The following is a 19,772-nucleotide window of genomic DNA, read 5'->3' on the forward strand; positions in this document are numbered from 1 at the left end:
TTGCAATCCAGATTTTATTATGATCCATCCTTCTACAATCGAAGAAATTAAGAACCGAATCGACATTGTCGAGGTAGTAGGTGACTTTGTCACTCTGAAGAGATCTGGGTCAAGTTACAAGGCACTCAGTCCTTTCACAAACGAAAAAACGCCCTCGTTTTACGTCGTTCCATCAAAAGGTATTTTCAAGGATTTTAGTTCTGGCAAGGGTGGTGATGCTATCACTTTCGTAATGGAAGTGGATGGCCTGAGCTATGTGGAGGCATTAAAATACCTTGCGGGTAAGTACGGAATAGAAATAAAAGAGGAAGAGCAGTCAGATGAAGCCCTTCAGGCTCAAAATAAACGGGAAAGCCTATATATCGTCCTAAATTTTGCCAAGGAGTATTTCGAAGATGTTTTGCACAATTCAGAAGAAGGGAAGTCTATTGGTCTGACTTATTTCAAGGAACGAGGATTTACAGATGAGACTGTCAAGAAGTTTGAGTTGGGCTACTCTAAAGAACTTTGGGATGGATTATTGAACGAGGCGATAAACAAGGGGTACAAAAAAGAATTACTTGCAGAAGCTGGTTTGATTATAGACAAGGAAGGCAAAACCTACGATCGTTTTCGAAGCAGGGTGATGTTTCCCATTCACAATGTGTCCGGAAAAACCATCGCTTTTGGAGGTAGAAAGCTTTCAAGCACAGATAAATCTGCCAAATACATCAACAGCCCAGAGACTGAACTCTATTTCAAGAGTAAGGTGCTCTACGGAATGTATCAGGGTAAGAATGCGATCCGAAAGGAAGATAATTGCTATTTGGTAGAAGGCTATACTGATGTTATTTCTATGCATCAGGCTGGAATCGAAAATGTAGTTTCTTCCTCAGGTACGGCTTTGACCGAGGATCAAGTGAAGCTCATTCGGAGGTACAGTGAAAATACAACCGTCATATTTGATGGAGATCAGGCAGGTATTAAGGCTTCCATGCGTGGAATAGATTTGCTTTTGGAGGGCGACCTGAATGTGAAAGCTGTGGCACTTCCTGAAGGCGAGGATCCTGATAGTTATGCCCGGCAACTTGGAGCCGCAGGTTTTAGAGAGTATGTCGCCGAAGAAGCTCAGGACATCATTCGGTTTAAGACCAAAGTCCTCCTAGATGAAACCGGCAATGATCCGGTAAAGAAGGCGGGAGTTATTAAAGACATTGTATCCAGCATTACCAAGATCAATGATCCGGTGAAAAGGACTGTTTACATCAAGGAATGTAGTGACTTGCTAGGTATTGCCGAATCAGTTTTGATTGCGGAGCAAAATAAGATCCTCATTGAGAAAAGGAGAGGACAAAGGAGAGATGAACCACCAGTGCCTATCGAAATGCCTCCATTCCCGATGGAGGATGAGATGGTTGATAATCTTGATATCAGCAAGATTATTGAGTTTCAGGAACGTGAAAGTGTCCGTGTGCTTGTAAACTATGGTAAGAATAAAATTCAAACGCGCGAGCTTCAGGATCAATACCTTATCGATTATTTTCTGAACGAAGCAGATGAAATTCAGTTTACCAATGAGACTTATCGAAAAATAGTAGAGGTGTTTCAGGAAAAATTGCGCGAAGGAGAGGTGATAGATGGAGAATTTTTGTTGAATCATGAAGATGAAGAAGTAAGGAAAACAGTCATCGATCTAAGTGCAGAGAAATACGAGCTAAGTGAAAACTGGAGCGAAAAATACCAGATTCATGTACCGCGAGAAACAGAATTCTTAAAAGACGTTACATATTCCAATGTCCTTCGTTTGAAGTTTAGAATTGTGCAGCAGTTGATCCAAGAAGAAACGGAGAAGTTGAAGCACACGACAAACGAAGCAGAGGTTGATGAACTTTTAGATGATATAAATGAGTTGAAGAAAGTATCGGTGGAGATCGCCAAAATATTAGGAAACGTATTAGTAGGATAAGCAATGCTTGATAAAATTGAAGAAGCCATCGAGGCTATAAAAAATGGAGAAGTGATCATCGTGGTAGATGACGAGGATAGAGAGAATGAGGGCGACTTCATTTGTGCGGCCGAGAAGGTCACACCGGACATCATCAACTTCATGTCTAAAGAGGGCAGAGGACTCATATGCGCATCGCTTCCTGAAAATAGATGTAAGGAGCTGGATTTGGATCTCATGGTTGGAAAAAATACAGCCACATTTGAAACACCATTTACAGTTTCAGTTGACTTGATTGGGCATGGCACTACAACCGGAATATCTACATCAGATCGGGCAAAGACTATCCAAGCTTTAGTGAACCCTGATACAAGACCTGAGGATTTAGGCAGACCTGGACATATTTTCCCGCTAAAAGCCAAGCAAGGAGGCGTTTTGAGGAGGGCTGGTCATACGGAAGCAGCGGTTGATTTTTCAAGGCTTGCCGGACTTACACCTGGTGGGGTTTTGGTAGAAATTCTCAAAGATGATGGCACAATGGCAAGGCTGCCTGACTGTAGAGAGATTGCAAACAAATTTGGTTTGAAGCTCGTTTCGATTGCCGACCTTATCGAGTATAGAATGGAGAAGGAATCGTTGATAGAAGAGCAGATAGAGGTTAAAATGCCCACAAGCTGGGGTGACTTTCAACTAAAAGCTTTCAAGCAGGTAAATACAGGTGAGGAACACCTAGCCCTTGTAAAGGGAACCTGGGAAAAAGATGAACCTGTGATGGTGCGGGTGCACAGTTCATGTGTCACAGGTGATATTTTTGGATCATGTAGGTGTGATTGTGGAGGGCAGCTTCATGGTGCAATGAAAATGGTAGAAGAGGAAGGTAAAGGTGTGGTGCTATACATGAATCAGGAAGGCCGTGGAATCGGTCTAATGAATAAATTGAAAGCGTATAAGCTGCAGGAAGAAGGGAAAGATACCGTAGAAGCTAACTTAGAGCTAGGATTTAAATCAGACCAAAGAGATTATGGTGTAGGTGCACAAATTTTACGCAAGCTGGGTATAACAAAGCTTCGGCTGATTACCAACAATCCCAAGAAGCGTGTAGGCTTGATGGGATATGGTCTCGAAATTGTTGAAAACATTGGCATAGAAATAGCTCCTAACAAGCACAACCAAAAATATCTAGAAACCAAAAGGGATAAACTGGGACACGAGATTTTGAAATGAGGTACTTATTCATTTTTCTTTTACTAGTCGGCACTCATAGTCTTGCTGCACAGACATTTTCTTCTGATGTCTTCCATGAAGGATTTTTGGTAACCTCAGAAAGAGATACAATTAAAGGTGATCTCAAATATGATCTTGATGCCAATATACTGACAGTCATCAAGGAAGGAAGGACCAAGTCATTTTCAAGTCACAAGGTATTTTACTTTGAAATTTTTGATGTTATACTGAATAACTATCGACAGTTTTACAGCATTCCTTATACTGTCAACTACGATTATAAAATTCCTGTATTTTTTGAGTTGGTTTATGAAGGCAAGCTCTCGCTAATGGCTCGTGAGCATATTGTTAGCCAGACGGTGAATACATCATCAGCTTATTGGGGAGGAGGAAATGGCACTCGCCTTGTCGTTGAGTACACTTTTTATTTCTTGAATAGCGAAGGAGAAATTACCTATTATAGTGGTAGAAAGAAGGATCTTCTTATACTGATGAGCAAGAAGCAATCAGACATTAAAAAGTTTATAAAAGACAATAAGCTGGATACAGATCAGATGACTGATCTTGTAAGAATTACAGCTTTTTTTAATTCAATCTAACAATGGCAAAACCCCTTATTCTGGTAAGCAATGATGACGGCATTACCTCACGAGGAATTCGAAAACTCGTAAATGTGGTCAAAGAACTAGGCGAAGTGATCGTAGTAGCTCCTGACAGTCCTCAATCAGGCATGGGACATGCTATCACTGTAGGTGATACGCTCAGATTGACCAAAAATGACCTATTCGGTGATATTGAAGCCTATGAGTGTAGCGGTACACCCGCAGACTGTATAAAATTGGCCAAGCACTATGTATTGAAAGGGAGACAGATCGATTTGGTGGTTTCAGGAGTAAATCATGGAAGTAACAGTTCCATAAGTGTACTTTATTCAGGAACCATGAGTGCGGCAATTGAAGGTGCCATTGAAGGAGTGCCATCTATTGGTTTTTCACTTTGTGATTATGATCCTTCTGCTGACATGGATCATACCGACGAATACATTAGAAAAGTGACTGAAGAAGCTTTGAAAAACGGAATCCCAAAAGGAATAGCGCTCAATGTTAATTTCCCTGCACACCAAAAGGAATCGATAAAAGGAATCAAAGTTTGCCGCCAGGCAAATGCTAACTGGGAGGAGGATTTTGATGAGAGAAAGGATCCATATGGTAGAACCTACTTCTGGATGGTAGGAAACTTTGTGAATCACGACAAAGGTGAGGACAATGATGAATGGGCGCTAGCCAATAATTATGTTTCAATAGTGCCATGTCAATTTGATATGACCGGCCATCATGCCATTGCCCAACTCAACGAGGCGTGGGATATTTGAGAACACTCTGGATGATTTCACGCTCGTCACGAATGATTGAAATACCACCAGCGCTTGTTGCATTGGTTCCACCAGTTAAGTAAATACTCTTTGCTTTTTTCATTCTTTCACTGGCAGCAATTCCTGAAAGACCAGCACCGATAAACATTACTCCAGCAAGTAATCCCGTAACTATTGTGCCCGATTGCAATCCAGAATCACCGCTAGAATCTCCCGATGCAACAGCAAAAACAAGAGAACCTGCCAACATAGTATAGGCTGTAATTCGAGAAGTGTTATGTTTTTTAATCATAATCCTTGCTGAGCCTGATTCATTTTGCTGAAGCAGAAATTGACGAATTTCTGATGCTTCCATGTTGTTGAAATCTGTTTTCGCCTGACTAAAAAGTGAAAGGACAAGTACAAATGAGAAGATTGTAGTAAGTAGAGTTTTCATAGCGATTAAATTTTGGTCAATGATGAATAGTGGTATAAATGCTCGAACTATTTCTGATATATACTTTAGAAGATGGATTAGGTGGAATAGAGGCTGCTTTGTAAACTTTTAGAGAATTGGAATATGCAGTCTCTGATATTATCGTAAAAAGGAGACCTGAACCAATAAGCACCCCACCCATTAAACCGCCGATATTTACTTCCTGACTATTACTTGGACTAGAGCTTGACATCAAGCTAATTGCTCCGACAACAAAGCCTAAAATTGAAAGCCCTTTTGTTGCTTGATGTAATTCCATTAGGTTGTTAGCTTTCTCTGAGTCATTCTGACTCAGAATAAGTTTGCGGATTTCTTTTCTCGAGAGAGTATCCAGGTTTTGAGAGTACTGACCAGAGACTGGAAGAAATATTGAAATACTGACGATTAAGGTGATGATTTTCTTCATTACTGGTGATTGGTTGTAATATGATATATAATGTTTTTATAAAAACAGAGGCAGACTTTTTTTATAAAAAAGTGCACCTATCTCAACGTATTTAAGGAATTGGTCAGTTTACAAGTAAGTATGAGTTGTGGGTAAAAACCCCTAAAATGAATCTGAATTTTTAAAATAGTAATTAACGCTTCCTTAATTCATAAACATCTTTTCGACGATCTTTTAGATTGTTGACGCTTCCAAACTCGTGCAATTCGCGCAAGTCATCTACGTCCACATCGGCAATCAAAATCATTTCCGTATTTGGTGTGGCTTCTGCCTTGATTCCGTTAGTAGGAAAGGCAAAGTCGCATGGAGTGAAAACCATAGATTGAGCAAACTGTATATCCATATTGTGGACATTGGGAAGGTTACCCACACTACCTGCAATTGCTACGTAACATTCGTTTTCAATCGCTCTGGCCTGGGCACAATTCCTTACTCGTGAATAACCGTTTTGAGTGTCAGTAAGAAATGGAACAAAAAGGATATCCATTTCTTCATCTGCAAGAAGTCTGCTAAGTTCTGGAAACTCTACATCATAGCAGATGAGCACGCCAATCTTGCCGCAATCCGTTTCGAAGGTCTTCAACTTTTGGCCACCTTCCATTCCCCAAATCTTTGACTCATCGGGTGTCACATGAAGCTTTTCATATCGCTCCACCGAGCCATCTCTCCGGCATAGATAGCCCACATTGTAGAGTCTTTCGTTTAGAATTTCCGGCATACTACCGGTTATGATGTTGATATTGTAAGATACAGCGAGACGCGAAAAACGAGTGACAATTTCTTGCGTATGCTTTGCCAATTCACGTATAGCGTCAGGTTCAGACATGTGATTATTTTCTGCCATTAGTGGCGCATTGAAGAATTCCGGAAATAAGGCGAAATCCGACCGATAGTCAGAAACCGCATCAATGAAGTATTCCGCTTGTTGCATTACATCATCCAGGCCTTTGTAAGAGCGCATTTGCCATTGGATGAGGCCAAGTCTTACCACTCGTTTTATTGAACTAGCCTGATCGCTTTCTTCTTCAAAATAGATGTTGTCCCACTCTAGTAATACTGCATACTCTTTTGATTCCTCATCACCTTCCAGATATCCTTTCAGAATTTTGGAAACGTGAAAGTCATTGTTGATTTGAAAATTCAGTACGGGATCTTCGATTTCTTTTTTCTTTACTTTGTCAATATACTGACGTGGAGTTAGCTCATCTGAATGTTTGTGATAATTAGGTATTCGCCCTCCAAAAGCTATTCCCCTTAAGTTCATTTTTTCGCATAGTTCTTTGCGATAATCATAAAGCCTTCTACCTAGTCGCAAGCCTCTAAATTCGGGCTTGATAAACAGATCAACACCGTACAGCATATCGCCATTTTGATCATGCGTACTGAAGGTATAGTCCCCGGTTATTTGTTTGTAGGTATGTTTTTTTTGAGCTCTCGAGCTTTTGACGATCAATGACAAAGCACATCCTGCAAGAATTCCGTTTACTTTTAATACCACTTGCCCTTCCGGAAACAAACTAATGAGCTTTTCAATTTCATGCTTTTCCCAGTAATTGTCCTCGACTTTCTGATAAGAAACGATCATCACCTTTTTTAATTCTTGATAATCCTTCAAGCTTAGGTAGGTGAGCTCAATATTGTCTATTTCCTGCATGACAGCAAAGGTAGGTCGGAAGCTACCTACTTATCAAAATCGTTGGTTGAGACGAATCCCTATGTATTTATGAAAAGTCGATTCGGTGGTTTCTTTTGTTCTTCTATAATAAAGAAGGGCAAAGTCAAATTTGGTCCAGCTAGCCATAATACCAGCGCGCATTTGAAAAACTCCCGGAACACGTGTTTCAGTATATATAGATTCTTCCCCAAGAAAGTTACCTTCAATGGTGGCATTGTAAGCAACATATTCATACCCCGGACTAAGAAAGAAATAAAACTCGTGATTGCCGGGCCCCTTATTTTCAATGCCTAAAACACCATTGTAGTGTGTTGAGTGTTGAATAGGTTTAAACGTTCCGAATCTAACCGTCAGCTCCTGTCTAACATGGGTGAATGAGGTGCCCAAGGCTCCGCTTGATTCGGAAATAAGATCTAAAATTTCGCCGGTCAAAAGAGTGCTTGCATATGTTCCGTAAATGTTGATGATTGGCGCATTGTTTATTTCGTACTCCCAGCCAAGGGGCAGTTGCATTCCAAACGTTTTATGCCATTCGTATTGCAAATCACCGGTGCGTAATGACGGTCCCATCCACCCGAGTTCCAACTTTGCCTTTAAATAACTGCGATTCTTATAGTAATATTCGTTTGATGCAGCTAATGATACCTGACCGGCATAGGGTCTATCCATATCTTCCACATTGTCCCAAAATAGGTGTTTGGGACTGTAAATTCTATGATTCAGGTCGTAGGATCGAATTTTCTTATTAATAGTTGAATTGAGATCAGAGGAATCTATAAGCATCCGATAACGAATGGCTACACCATTACTATAGTATTGATCTCTACTAAGATTTAGGGTATAAGCGTCATTGTCGTTCTCGATCTGAAGTTCTCTGTTTAATTTCCGATGACTTTGGCCCATAGCCATCCCCGATACAAATAGAATCAAGAAAAGAAGGACGAATTTGAAGGTATCTCGATCCCCGGATATAGAAGCGTCCAAATACATATAGAACCTATTTCATTATTTTATTGCAATCTTAGCTAAAAGACATGGTTTTCATTTAGGCGGAAACCTCTTCATTTAAACTATATCGACAAATGTCTTTTTACCGATAAAAAATAGTGTGATGCAGCGATTTTGATAAAATGCCAGACTATACCATTAGTAACTTAAAACCTGAGCAATGAAAAATTTATTTGTATTCCTTTTTACAGCACTTTCTTTATTATTTATCGCATGTGATGAAGTCAAGGATGAAACACCGGAGTTTACTCAAATCAGCACCGAGTCATTAAAGTTTCATTTTAATAATGAACCCGTCATCTTTCCCATATATGGAGATTTTGATCATAGCAGGATCAATGTAAATTCAGACAATATCAGTCTCACCGGCCTTAATACTAATGCTAGTAAGCATGGAGTAACTTTTGTGAAGTATTCTCCGACAAATCTACCGTCTGATATTATCGACCTTGAAGTAACTACAGGAAATAGAATAATAGGTACAGGATCGGTACAGGTAAGAAAGGTAGCCTTAGATGGATGTGTGCAATCTGCCTTTAGTACGGAATATATGGTGCCTGAGGAGTCGGATGAATTGAAAATCAATCTCATTTCTGATGTTGCATGTGATCTGAACTCGCCAGCAATTGCAGATGTCAGAGTTATTCCAATTGGGGATTCGATGGGAGCCTATATTTCCATCGAGGAAAATGATCGTGGAACCCTTGATTTATTTCTGAATTATAATCGTTTGGGCTGTGAAAAAGGCATGCATGAATTTGTCTTCGAACTTTGCCTGGAACCCAACGCAGCGCTTGGTCAAGCATGGGGAGATCCGATAAATAATTGCCTAACCTATACGACAGCATTAGCTTCATTTGAAGTGGAATAGAGGGAGTGGCGGAGATTACCGACATTGAAAAGCAGTCTCTTGTAGAAGGGGCAAAAAAGAATGACCGAAAAGCTCAAAACAAGCTTTTCGGTCATTATAGTGGTTTGGTTATGTCTGTATCCAGGCGGTATGGAAAGGATTTAAGTGCAGCAGAGGATGTTTTCCAGGAATGCTTCATGCAAATTTTCAGATCGCTGGTAGCTTCTAAAAATGAGATAGACAACCTTGATGGGTGGATTTATCGGATTGCGATCAATACAAACATCACCCATTACTACAAAAACAAAGAAGTAGCTTTTGAAGAGCTAAGTGATCAACAACTGGATGATCACCATAGAAAAATCATCGACCGAATCTCAGGTGAGGAGTTGATGAATATGATAAATCATTTACCTGATGGATACAGAGTTATTTTCAATCTGTATTTCATTGACGGCTATAAGCACACGGAAATAGCCAAAATGTTGGGCATTTCTGAGTCAACCTCAAGATCGCAGTTATCGAGAGCCAAGGAGCAATTAAAAAAGGAATTAGAGTCACAAGGAATAGATAGATATGAAGCCAATTAACGATAATGAGTTGAGGGAGATTCTCTCTAAGAAAATCGCATCTGCCAGAGGAGTTGATACTGATCATCTGTGGGCTGAGATCGAATCTAGCCTGTCTTCATCCTCATCAGGGTTTATGTCAGGAATTTTGAAATGTATCCTTTTTGTGTCCAGTTGCATTAGTGTGATCACGATTTCAGACTCAAGTGGTTTTGCAAGGGAGCCACTTCATCAGGATCAAACTAACCTAGAATCTTTGGTCGATTATTCTGAAAAGTCAGATGAACTGATACAGCTTTATGAGGGCGGTGATGTCAAGGGTATTGAATTGGAAGCAGTGGTGAGCTTGCATGAGCTTCAAAGAGAGGCTGAGGTAATCGATGCAACACCACCCAAGGTTTTGCAGCCGACCAAGAGTCTAGCTGATGATATTCAGCCTGTTAAAAACAAAATAACTCTTCATGAATTTTCAAGCACAAGTGTGTCTCAGCAGAAAATAGAAGTGGAGGCACGCCATGCACAAGCGAGTAATTACTTTATTGCTATATCACCTTATCTATCATATCACTCAATGCTACCACATGCTTTTGATGAGAATTACATAGTTAGCTCAGCTTCAAACCAAGTAACGCCCGCTAAACGCCTAGGGCTCAATGTGTCCATTGGGTATATGAAGCATTTATCCCAACGATGGATGTTTAGTGGTTCCTTGGGTTTTGATTACTATCAAACGCAATTTGGCTACAGCATAGCTAATCACATCGATTCGGATGTGCTGCTTACCAATCACAGGATAGATGGTGGTGTAAGCGCAGGTATTGGCTATCGCCTCAACACTCCGCTTGGTCAAAGTCTTGTACTAGGAGAATCTTGGTTCAGGTATCAGATATATGATTTTCACGAAAACTCCAGCTACAATCAAGCGATAGCCGGTTATCGACTGGCTTATTTGGTTCGAATTAGAGGAATGCAGATTGGTCCAACCTACGGTTCATTTTTCTCGTCCATGAGTAACGAAATGGGGCAGGTGAAGCCTCAGATATTTGGATTTACATTTAGGAAAGCAATTGGCAAAAACTAGCAAGGCTCACAATTTGTATCTTCTGGTTCAAACTCTATAGTTATGTGGTTGATACCCAGCTTTGAAATTCGATTCTTTGCTTCTTTTTTTATGCCTTCAAGTTCAGATAGTTTGAGGTTTCCTGATATTACTAAATGAATAGAAAGGATATGATACTCACCATCCATTGACCAAGTATGACAGTCATGAACATCTTTTACATTGGGTATGTCTAGTATTGCTTTATGAATCTTATTAATGTCAACACCTGATGGCGTACCCTGAAGGATTATCTTGAAACTTTCCTTGAGGTTTTTATAGACATTGAAGAGGATAAAGGCTGCAATAAACACAGATAGCATCGGGTCGATGATTGGAAAATTCCAAAAATGCATGACTGTTGCTCCTATCAATACGGCGACCCACCCAAGAATATCTTCTAATAAGTGTGTATAAACCGCTTTCTCGTTAAGACTACCACCTTTGCTTAGTTTGAAAGCTGCTGCACCATTTACGACAACTCCGCCAAGTGCGAGATAGATCATTCCTTCTGTATTGGGGTTTACAGGATTAAAAAGCCTCGGTATAGCTTCTATGATGATGAAAATGGAGCCTGTTACCAGGACAATTGAATTGATTAGTGCCCCAAGCACCGAGAATCGTTTATATCCGTATGAAAAACCTGTGGTTCGTTTTTTCTTGGCTACTTTGGCAAAATACCATGAAACACCAAGCGTGAGACTGTCACCTAAGTCGTGGAGTGCATCGGAGAGGATTGCGACACTGTTGGTCCATAGGCCGCCGATAAACTCAATTATCGCAAAACTGAGATTAAGAAAGAAGGCAACTTTTATGTTGCCTTCTGAATGATCGTGATGGTGGTGCGAGTGCCCCACTTATATTGTTTAAATACCTCTATTTAGATCATACTCTTCAAGGTAGTCAGCCACTTTTCTGACGAACATGCCTCCTAATGCTCCATCTACAACTCTGTGATCATAGCTGTGCGATAAGAACATTTTGCTTCTGATTCCAATCATATCTCCCTCTGGTGTTTCCACCACAGATGGTTTTTTCTGAATTGCACCAAGTGCCATAATTGCCACTTGTGGCTGCATAATGATTGGCGTTCCCATTACATTTCCGAATGAACCAACATTTGATACGGTGTAAGTTCCACCCTGAAGTTCATCTGGCTTCAGTTTATTCTCTCTTGCTCTCTTGGCTAAATCGTTCACCTTTTTTGTGATGCCAACCAAGCTCAATTGATCTGCATTGTGAATTACAGGAACGATCAAATTACCTGAAGGTAGGGCAGTAGCCATTCCGATGTTGATCGCTTTTTTCTTAACAATATTATTCCCATCGATCTGCACGTTAATCATCGGTAAGTCTTTGATTGCCCGTACGATAGCCTCAATTAAAATAGGGGTGAAAGTCAGTTTTTCACCTTCTCTATTCAAAAATTCATTTTTCACTTTGTTTCTCCAGGCCACGACTTTAGTCACGTCTGCTTCCACGAATGAGGTTACGTGAGGAGAGATATGCTTAGATGCGACCATACGCTCGGCAATCATCTTTCGCATTCTATCCATCTCGATGATTTCATCTCCACCATCAACAGCAACCGGCATAGGTTGATGAGAAGCCGATGGCATAGCAGGTGTAGATGCAGGAGCTGATGGTGCTGGGGCACCACCTGGTTTACGTGTTTTCACATAACCCAAAATGTCATTTTTGGTAACTCTTCCTTCTTTGCCGGAACCGTTAATAGATTCTAGTTCAGCTACTGAAATTCCTTCCTCTTTTGCGATGCTTCTTACAAGAGGCGAAAAGAATTTGCCGGAATCAGAAGTACGCGGAACTGCAGCACCATTGCTGGCAGATGCCGTGCTGATAGCGGTTTCTAAAATTTCCTCGGCCTTTTCTACAGGATTATCAGCTTTTGGAGTTTCGGCAGGTGATGGACTAGACCCACCGGCTTCTCCATCCGTCTCTATAATGGCAATAGGTTTTCCAACTTCAATCACATCGCCTTCTTGGGCTAGCACTTCTTTCAATACGCCTGCATGGGTAGCAGGGATCTCTGTATCAACCTTATCGGTAGCTACTTCCAGGATAGATTCATCCTCCTCTATGGTATCTCCAACATTCTTTAGCCAAGCAAGCACAGTGCCTTCCATCACACTTTCGCCCATCTTAGGCATGACCATTTCTACAGTTGCCATATTATATTCTGTTTTAGGTTGTTTATTTCGTTCTCAAAGATAATAATTTTGTCAATCCTTATCTAAGTTTATTCTAATCATGTTTAGCGCAGCTATTGCACTATACTTGATGTTGATTTCTCTGTCTCTAATGAAACGGAATTTCTTAGCTACTGATTTGTTTTTATCTGAGTAACCAATCCATACAGTTCCTACCGGTTTTTCTTCGCTTCCACCTCCTGGCCCAGCTACACCGCTGACCGAAACGCCTACATCCGACTTTAGCGTTTTTCTTACATTTTCCGCCAAAGCTAAAACAACGGCCTCACTGACAGCCCCATCTGTATCAAGGATTTTTTGATCAACTCCCAATAAATCCCTTTTCAAATCATTTGAGTAAGGAACCATGGAGCCTCTAAACCAATGAGAACTTCCTGCTATAGACGTAACCTGATGTGATAAGTAGCCTCCGGTACAACTCTCAGCAATAGCAAGTGTTTGATTAGATTCTTTCAAAATTCTGCCGATCGCCTCCGAAACTTCTTCTTTGTCAAATCCATATACATACTTCTCTATCAATGGGAGCACAGCGTCTATTTGATCCTGAACTTTCTTTTGCATTGCCTCGCTATCATCATCGGTAGTGAGTCGAAGTTTGACCGCTCCCATGGTCGGCAGGTAAGCCAGCTTGATTTCCTTGGGCAGGTTAGTTTCCCATTCTTTAATAATTTCAGCAAGCTTCGATTCACCTATACCGATGGTGCGAATCATGCGGTGGAAGATTCCATCCATGACGAACTGTTCTTTCAGACGTGGCAATACTGTTTCCGACATCATGTGCTTCATCTCGAAGGGAACACCGGGCATGGATACAATAACCTTACTGCCTGAATCAAACCACATACCTGAAGCAGTTCCAATTGGATTATTGATTGCTTTGCAATTAGCTGGAAGATCCGCTTGTTCTTCATTTGATTCAGTCATCTCCCAACCGGCTTTTTCAAACATTGCTTTGATATTTGCATAAGCCTCTTCATTGCGAACCAAAGGAGTATTGAAGTATTCTGCGAGGCATGGCTTGGTGAGGTCATCGTTTGTAGGACCCAAACCTCCGGTGATTAAAACAATATCAGCGTTTTCTTCAGCTTCCTTTATATTTTCAAGAATGACTTCTCGAGTATCACTGATAGTGACCTTTTTATGAACTCGGATACCTAATCTGTCAAGCTCTCCACTTATCCAATGGGAGTTCGTGTCTAGTGTTTGACCGTAAAGAATTTCATCACCGATTGAGATAATTATGGCTTTGGCAGGCATTCGAATTTGGCTCTATTTATGAATATGGTTTTAACCTGTTTTATTGAAGGCCTCAAAAATAAGATTTACCGTCGAAGACTCGCGTTAATATTGAGCAATTGTTACAAATGGTGGAGTTCCTACCTTAAAAAATTCTCATAATTGAAGGATTATTTAATTTCGCACAAAATCATTGCTATGCTCACTGAATTACAAACTGATAAATTAGAGCGATTTTTTTACGTATTGGATTATGATCGTAACGGAATCATTGAGAAAGAAGATTTTATTGGTATCGCTGAGAATCTCTGCATTTTGTGGAGAATAAAAGAAGGAGATAGCAAATACGATCAAATAATTTCTCGATTTGAAGATGGTTGGAATCATTTCAACCTTTTTGTCAATAATAATGATGGAAAAGCCAATTGGGATCATTGGATACGTTTTGCTGAGCAAATCATAGTCAATGGAGATGAGGCGATTTTCAGTAGCTATGTAGATGAATTTGTCGGAGAGATATTTGATAATTTCGACGCAGACAATGATGGCTACATAAATCTGGATGAATATATTGATTTATTGGTTGGCTATCGAATCGAAGTTCGTTTTGCTGCTAAGTCATTTAGGAAATTAGATCGAAATCATGATGATCTAATAAGTCGTGGTGAACTTATCAGTGCGGTAAAGGAATTTTTCAGAAGCGATGATCCGGATGCACCCGGTAATTGGCTCTTTGGTCGAGGAGTCCTTTCCGACTAGAGATTCCATTTCGTTATTTCGTTGCATTTTTTAGAATGTTTGTAGAATTGGTCTATGCACATTTCTACGATTTCAACATTCGAATTATCTATATTCGATTCCTAAGGTCATAGGAAAATGGTCTTCAGATCACTTTGGATTGAAAAAGGCTGCATTACATATCATCAAATACGTTGCTGGCTTTGTCTTGCTGTTTAACATCCTGACATTGCTATGGGTCGTGGCATATTCGATCATTCCAATACCTATCACGAAGCTTATGTTAGTGGAAGGAAAAACGAAAGATATTCAATACGAATGGAAGGATTTAGAAGAGATATCAGGAAGGTTGCAGCTTGCTGTTATGTGCGCTGAAGATCAGTATTTTCTCTTGCATCAGGGTCTCGATTTTAGGTCAATAAAGAAAGCAGAGGAGGCAAACAAACGAGGAGGCAATATGCGTGGAGCAAGTACAATTACTCAGCAGGTAGCTAAAAACGTCTTTCTGTGGCCGGATCGGACTTGGGTAAGGAAGGCATGTGAACTGTATTTTGCCTTGCTAATAGAGATAGTGTGGAGCAAAGAACGTATCATGGAAGTCTACCTCAATGTGGCTGAACTTGGCGATGGAATCTTTGGAGCTGAAGCAGCTTCACAAACTTATTTTAAGAAATCAGCTTCAGAAATCAGCGTTACTCAAGCTGCTCGGTTGGCTGCTATTCTACCAAGTCCAAAAAGATATTCTGCTGTAGCTCCAAGTCCATACGTACAAACACGTGTTGATTGGATTAAAAAGCAGATGAAATATTGGGGTTACGAAATGACTTACGATCAGGATTTTGTAAAGAAGATGGTGGAATAATCACCTTATCAATAAGTACTGTTCATACGTTTGTCGACTAATTTTTGCTTTTATGATATACAAACCTCCTTCAAGGTGGTTCAAATCCATCCTGATTTTTGGAGCTGCAATGTTCATGATTTCTTTTCCATCCAAACTAAATAACGAAAGTTCGTCAATGGTACTTATTGAGTTGAAATTAACCCAGCCACCAGAGGGATTCGGGTAGACACTGAAGGAATTTGGATCTTCCAAAGCCAGGGGTGGTGTGAAATCTAGAAGCAGTGTATCTGAACTACTGCACCCAAAAGTGCCTGAAACCGATAACACTATTTCATATAGTTCATCATCTAGGAAAAAGGTAGGGTTCAAAGAAGTTTCGGATAAAACCCCATTGATGTACCAGTAATGCAGATTGAGATCATCGTTTGTTTCTACAAATAACTCCACCTTATTTTTCTCCCCAATTTCAGATATGGTATGGTCGATGTTTAATACAAGGGACTGATCTGTCACGTTAACCTGAATAGGCATTCCGGGTAGACCATCATCTAGATTAACCACATACAACTGTGCATATTCATCTGTGACCAGCTGAGTTCCTTTTTTTATAAGTGTTGTCAGCTCGGGATCTTCATAAAAACCAAAGTAGGTTCCGTTTTCAGGATGAATTTCTATTTCAGCTCCAAAACACGAATTTAGATCTTCCTGTGAGGCGAAAGGAGAAGTGCTAATTAGCACTTCTTTGCTAAGTACTTTGACGCACGCGTCAGGACTGGTGATTTGAAGACCAACATCTACAGTGCCTGCAACTGCCGGAATAGAAATTTCGGTTGAAGAACCTGCAGATGCACCGTCAATGGTCCATTCAACCTCGGAACCAGAAATAACCCCGTCTGCATAAAACCTGATTTGATGATCTGTAGATGTAGTATCAGGTGCATGAGCTATTCTGCCGGGTACTTCCATTACATCAATGCTCACTGGCGTTTTGCGACTTTCAAAAGATCCATAGACACCACTTACATATACGGTGGTGTCCTGATCAATGGAATTCAACGTAATACTTATTCCACTAACAGTTGGTGTCGGACTAGCTTCAAAAGCATAGATTCGGATTTTTTCAGCTGAAGGGTCGGTAATTACCACATTTTCGCCCGGGCAAATTATATGATTTGACAGGGTAGGAGCATGTGGTCGATTGGCTACTACTAAGTCTTTTGTAATTTCATCTTCGCACGCAAGATCATTGCTCACTTCCAAGGTAATCGTGTAAGTACCGGTCTCAGAGAAGGATATCGAAGGGTTTTGAATGGTGGCTAAAGTTCCTTGGTCAAAATCCCAGCTCCATGAGGTGGCATCCAGACTTTGGTCGGAGAATTGGATAACATTAGTAGTTAGGTTGTCCAAATACAACGTATCTGTTGACATTGAGAAATCAGCTATGTCATTTAAGACAACCACTCTGATTTCAAACACATCAGAGGAATAGCTTTGATCTACATTTTTTACATAGAAAACAGTATCGGAAGTAATTGGTCCTGGATTATAGCTTGTAGCAGTGGTGATTAGATCTTGTGCCAATGGGTCTTCATAAAACTCAAACATGTCTCCGGTACTCGGGTCGATGGTAAGCGAAGTGCCTGCGCAAACAGAAAAAGTTTGCAACACTCTGGGTTTTAGAAGAAAGTCATTTAATTGATTCTGTGCATCACTTAATTCTTGCTCAAGATTGGCTTGAGAATCTGAAATGGCATAGATCACATTTACAAACTCGTCGGCGTATGCATCCAATTGGTTTATGGTGATCCCATTAATTGTAGCCACATCGTTGCCACCGCCGTTATTACCGGCAGAAGTTATTACTTGATTGACTAGGAAATCATATTTTTCAGAATCAGTGAACGCATCGTTGACATCTTGCAGGTTCCCATTCATCGCCGCCCGGTCTAAGGCACTATAAACATAGCTGTCGCCACCAATCACCTGCACACCTGCAAAAGTATCGCTGCTACTGTTTCGGGCGTATATGTAATTATCAACAACATCGTACTCAGCATAATTTGACAACTCATCAGCTATGTCCCAATCGGCATATACACCAAATGTTAAATTGTTGATTGCTGAAGAAGACGTATTTACAATCCGATATCTGATTATGATATAATCCTTATTTGCCCATGCAATATTGGATTGTTCAATAAGCAAAGGTCTATTGATATCTGAAAATATTGAATAGCCGAAATGATCTGCGGCCGGGTGATGATAGAGCTTATAATATTGTTGTACGGTAAAATCCTGATTTCGAGCATTGCTCCCATAGTTAGCAATTATATTATCGGATACATCTGTAGAATTGGTTGCCAAGAGAATCCCAGCATAAGTCATCAATGTATCTGTCTGATAATGAAATCCTGACCCTTCGAAAGGATCGTAGGAATTAAAGGCCAGATCTCCGTCTCCGCTGATGGTCATTGAGAGATTATCGTTTCCAAAATCAGCATAATCCGGTGATGTAGTCACATCAAGAAATTGGAAATCATTATATCCGGTGGCCGAATAGTCAAGTCGAATCTCAATATCTGTTTCTGGGACGATATCTTCATTAAGAACAATTTCAAATGAAATTTCACGAGTGTCCTGAGCACCCATATACCCGGGTTGAAAATTTCCATTTGAGATAGTAAAATCATCGTTGAGAGATGAAATAGTTACTGTGGAAGAATTAATTGCAGAAAGATGATTCGTTAATGTTGCGCTGACATTGACAGTGTCACCGAAGAATACTTCATTTCCAAAAGTTGATGTAAGAGTCGGGTTTTCTGCGCGAAGTGATTTTATGCCCGACTCACTTACTGCACGGAGCACATTAAGTCTTCCCTTCCCCAATTTTCCTTCATATATAGCATTACTACCTACATCATAAATGTCATCCGCTGTAACCCTGATCCGCTCCATGATTTGGATCGCGCTTAGAGTAGGGTATTGATCTTTTACCAAAGCAGCAGCCGCAGCAACTTGTGGAGCCGCGTATGAGGTCCCTGGCCCACCATTGGTATATCCATTGCCATTTACAGTCGAATACATAGACACACCGGGCGCAACAAGATCGACCATGTGATTAAATGTAGAGCCGGAAGATTTGTTATCGCTGGCGTCTGATGCACCTACTGACAGGACGTGATCATAGCTGGCCGGGTACCAGCGATTCTCTTCTGTAGGTTTACCACCTTCGTTTCCAGCAGCAGCGACCAATACCATGTCCAGGTCTAGGGCTGCATAGGAGATAATGTCTTGTTCAGACTGCAGCGCTTTTCCCATCCTACCCCAGGAAAGGTTGGCAACATCAATGCCATTCTCTGCTGCGTATATGATGGCTTCATACAGGCCACCACTTTTGCCATTGGCAGATTTAAATCCTTTAAGGGCTGCGACTTTGGTGTTGTATCCGACTCCGGCTATTCCTATTGCATTGTTCGTTGATGCGCCAGCAATTCCGGCTACAATCATTCCATGATTGCCATTTTGAATTGACGGATCATTATCTGAATCAGCAAAATCATACCCATAATAATCATCGATATATCCGTTATCATCATTGTCGATTCCATCGATTGGATCATTGCTGTTTACCCAAAGGTTGTTCAGAATATCTTCATGATCCAGGTCGATCCCAGAGTCAATGATCGCTACTGTAATGTCATCGTCACCTCTGGTGATATCCCAGGCATCATATGCACGAATGTTTTCAAGATAAAACTGATTAGATATAAGGGCATCAGTGGGAGTGGAAAGTGGAATGTAGTTTACGATGGGATCCGCATATAAAATATCTGGTGAAGTACTCCGCAGCTTATTGCAATAGCTTACTGGGTCCATACCAGCAGGCACTTTCACTCTAAGTACTCCGGAAAGTGATGATTGTTTTTCAGAGCTGGTCAACTTTTGCCCAGGAAGATATGCTTGCTTTGATACGGAAGGTTTGTGTTTGACATAAATCCATTTTTCATCCACAGACTGATCTTTAAAGTCTTCCTTTCTAAGCATTTCGGCGTTTTGTCCAAATACCAGTATGCTTAAAAATGAAA

The 19,772-nt window shown here is 40.6% G+C and carries 17 protein-coding genes; 9 read left to right on the top strand and 8 right to left on the bottom strand.

What is annotated here, in order from left to right; all coding sequences use genetic code 11:
- Nucleotides 1–19 precede the first annotated feature (19 nt).
- Genes dnaG through surE form a run of 4 tightly spaced genes read left to right on the top strand, consistent with a single transcriptional unit; the run spans nucleotide 20 to nucleotide 4,520 of the window.
- Complete coding sequence (gene dnaG / locus ACL8WY_RS16495; RefSeq protein ID WP_436515856.1) at nucleotides 20–1,945, top strand: DNA primase; 1,926 nt, start codon at nucleotides 20–22, stop codon at nucleotides 1,943–1,945.
- Between the two features lie 3 nt (nucleotides 1,946–1,948).
- A complete protein-coding gene (locus tag ACL8WY_RS16500; RefSeq protein WP_436515857.1) occupies nucleotides 1,949–3,148 on the top strand; it encodes a bifunctional 3,4-dihydroxy-2-butanone-4-phosphate synthase/GTP cyclohydrolase II in 1,200 nt (399 codons plus the stop codon).
- Complete coding sequence (locus ACL8WY_RS16505) at nucleotides 3,145–3,747, top strand: hypothetical protein (RefSeq protein WP_436515858.1); 603 nt, start codon at nucleotides 3,145–3,147, stop codon at nucleotides 3,745–3,747. The genes ACL8WY_RS16500 and ACL8WY_RS16505 overlap by 4 nt, the downstream gene beginning before the upstream one ends.
- A gap of 2 nt (nucleotides 3,748–3,749) precedes the next feature.
- A complete protein-coding gene (gene surE, locus ACL8WY_RS16510) occupies nucleotides 3,750–4,520 on the top strand; it encodes a 5'/3'-nucleotidase SurE (protein WP_436515859.1) in 771 nt (256 codons plus the stop codon).
- Here the strand turns inward: surE and ACL8WY_RS16515 are convergent.
- From ACL8WY_RS16515 to ACL8WY_RS16530, 4 genes are all read right to left on the bottom strand, one after another.
- The gene (locus tag ACL8WY_RS16515; protein ID WP_436515860.1) at nucleotides 4,498–4,956 is read right to left on the bottom strand and encodes a hypothetical protein; all 459 of its coding nucleotides are present in this window, start codon (nucleotides 4,954–4,956) and stop codon (nucleotides 4,498–4,500) included. The two genes, surE and ACL8WY_RS16515, sit on opposite strands and share 23 nt — an antisense overlap.
- Nucleotides 4,957–4,972: 16 nt before the next feature.
- Nucleotides 4,973–5,401: a hypothetical protein gene (locus tag ACL8WY_RS16520; RefSeq protein WP_436515861.1), complete on the bottom strand. Its 429-nt coding sequence runs from the start codon at nucleotides 5,399–5,401 to the stop codon at nucleotides 4,973–4,975.
- Nucleotides 5,402–5,573: 172 nt separating this feature from the next.
- Nucleotides 5,574–7,094 carry a bifunctional GNAT family N-acetyltransferase/carbon-nitrogen hydrolase family protein gene (locus tag ACL8WY_RS16525; protein WP_436515862.1) on the bottom strand — a complete coding sequence of 507 codons (1,521 nt, stop codon included), beginning with the start codon at nucleotides 7,092–7,094 and terminating at the stop codon, nucleotides 5,574–5,576.
- Nucleotides 7,095–7,127: 33 nt separating this feature from the next.
- Nucleotides 7,128–8,105, bottom strand: a complete 978-nt coding sequence (locus ACL8WY_RS16530; protein ID WP_436515863.1) for a lipid A-modifier LpxR family protein — start codon at nucleotides 8,103–8,105, stop codon at nucleotides 7,128–7,130.
- Between the two features lie 178 nt (nucleotides 8,106–8,283).
- Between ACL8WY_RS16530 and ACL8WY_RS16535 the strand changes: the two genes are divergently transcribed.
- The 3 genes from ACL8WY_RS16535 to ACL8WY_RS16545 are packed head-to-tail and all read left to right on the top strand — an operon-like array spanning nucleotide 8,284 to nucleotide 10,623.
- On the top strand, nucleotides 8,284–8,994 hold the full coding sequence (locus ACL8WY_RS16535; RefSeq protein ID WP_436515864.1) for a hypothetical protein: 711 nt from the start codon (nucleotides 8,284–8,286) through the stop codon (nucleotides 8,992–8,994).
- Between the two features lie 5 nt (nucleotides 8,995–8,999).
- On the top strand, nucleotides 9,000–9,563 hold the full coding sequence (locus ACL8WY_RS16540; RefSeq protein ID WP_436515865.1) for an RNA polymerase sigma factor: 564 nt from the start codon (nucleotides 9,000–9,002) through the stop codon (nucleotides 9,561–9,563).
- Nucleotides 9,550–10,623: a hypothetical protein gene (locus tag ACL8WY_RS16545; RefSeq protein ID WP_436515866.1), complete on the top strand. Its 1,074-nt coding sequence runs from the start codon at nucleotides 9,550–9,552 to the stop codon at nucleotides 10,621–10,623. The genes ACL8WY_RS16540 and ACL8WY_RS16545 overlap by 14 nt, the downstream gene beginning before the upstream one ends.
- On the opposite strand, the gene ACL8WY_RS16550 is transcribed toward ACL8WY_RS16545, so the two are convergent.
- The 3 genes from ACL8WY_RS16550 to ACL8WY_RS16560 are packed head-to-tail and all read right to left on the bottom strand — an operon-like array spanning nucleotide 10,620 to nucleotide 14,126.
- Nucleotides 10,620–11,498 carry a cation diffusion facilitator family transporter gene (locus tag ACL8WY_RS16550; protein ID WP_436515867.1) on the bottom strand — a complete coding sequence of 293 codons (879 nt, stop codon included), beginning with the start codon at nucleotides 11,496–11,498 and terminating at the stop codon, nucleotides 10,620–10,622. The genes ACL8WY_RS16545 and ACL8WY_RS16550 overlap by 4 nt on opposite strands.
- Nucleotides 11,499–11,507: 9 nt before the next feature.
- On the bottom strand, nucleotides 11,508–12,830 hold the full coding sequence (locus tag ACL8WY_RS16555) for a dihydrolipoamide acetyltransferase family protein (RefSeq protein ID WP_436515868.1): 1,323 nt from the start codon (nucleotides 12,828–12,830) through the stop codon (nucleotides 11,508–11,510).
- 51 nt (nucleotides 12,831–12,881) lie between these two features.
- Nucleotides 12,882–14,126, bottom strand: coding sequence for a competence/damage-inducible protein A (locus ACL8WY_RS16560; RefSeq protein ID WP_436515869.1), 1,245 nt, complete (start codon nucleotides 14,124–14,126; stop codon nucleotides 12,882–12,884).
- Between the two features lie 177 nt (nucleotides 14,127–14,303).
- Here ACL8WY_RS16560 and ACL8WY_RS16565 point away from each other — a divergent pair, with 177 nt between their 5' ends.
- Together ACL8WY_RS16565 and mtgA are read left to right on the top strand one after the other, a co-directional pair.
- On the top strand, nucleotides 14,304–14,864 hold the full coding sequence (locus tag ACL8WY_RS16565) for an EF-hand domain-containing protein (protein WP_436515870.1): 561 nt from the start codon (nucleotides 14,304–14,306) through the stop codon (nucleotides 14,862–14,864).
- 139 nt (nucleotides 14,865–15,003) lie between these two features.
- Nucleotides 15,004–15,705: a monofunctional biosynthetic peptidoglycan transglycosylase gene (gene mtgA, locus ACL8WY_RS16570; RefSeq protein WP_436515871.1), complete on the top strand. Its 702-nt coding sequence runs from the start codon at nucleotides 15,004–15,006 to the stop codon at nucleotides 15,703–15,705.
- On the opposite strand, the gene ACL8WY_RS16575 is transcribed toward mtgA, so the two are convergent.
- The gene (locus ACL8WY_RS16575) at nucleotides 15,706–19,731 is read right to left on the bottom strand and encodes a S8 family serine peptidase (RefSeq protein WP_436515872.1); all 4,026 of its coding nucleotides are present in this window, start codon (nucleotides 19,729–19,731) and stop codon (nucleotides 15,706–15,708) included.
- Nucleotides 19,732–19,772: the final 41 nt, after the last annotated feature.

Origin of the sequence: Ekhidna algicida (assembly GCF_051379705.1) — a bacterium.
GTDB lineage: Bacteria > Bacteroidota > Bacteroidia > Cytophagales > Cyclobacteriaceae > Ekhidna.